The sequence below is a fragment of the Haladaptatus sp. AB618 genome, from assembly GCF_024136965.1.
Classification (GTDB): domain Archaea; phylum Halobacteriota; class Halobacteria; order Halobacteriales; family Haladaptataceae; genus Haladaptatus.
This window is the reverse complement of sequence record NZ_JAMYJX010000029.1, coordinates 1-466: the sequence shown is the minus strand read 5'-3', so window position 1 is coordinate 466 and position 466 is coordinate 1. Positions and strand designations below refer to the sequence as shown.

General features: G+C 63.1%; 1 protein-coding gene and 1 pseudogene. Both read left to right on the top strand.

The window, feature by feature from the left end:
• Positions 1-263 (top strand): oligopeptide/dipeptide ABC transporter ATP-binding protein (locus NKF26_RS23960; protein ID WP_369682192.1); only part of this gene is annotated, 263 nt, incomplete at its 5' end.
• 1 nt (position 264) lies between these two features.
• Positions 265-466 (top strand): annotated as a pseudogene (locus NKF26_RS23955) (ABC transporter ATP-binding protein); the annotation flags it as partial.

Below are 466 nucleotides of genomic sequence, written 5' to 3'. Positions count from 1 at the left end.
CGATTCGGGGCGTCATGCCGGAAGCCATCGACCCGCCCCGAGGCTGTCGGTTCCATACGCGTTGTCCGGACGCCCGCGACATCTGTACCCAAGTCCACCCGGACGCCCGCGAACTGTCCGAGGAGGGCGAGTTCTCACACAAAGCGGCCTGCGTGAAACACGACAAATTCGACGTGGGCTACGAGCTCAGCGACCCCATCGAGATTCGAGCGACGGACGGAATCTCCGGGGATATCGTGACGGATGTACAGGGGGACGACTGAAATGAGCAACTCGGTAACGACGGGACGAGATGCGGAGAACGAGGCGGCCAACGGTGAGACCATCCTCGAAGTGGACGGTCTCACGAAACACTTCTCCGACGGCGGCGGCTTCCTGTCGGGTCTGTTCGGCGAGCAGAAGAGCGTCCGGGCCGTCGAGGACGTCTCCTTCTCGATTCGGAAGGGCGAGACGCTCGGCTTGGTCG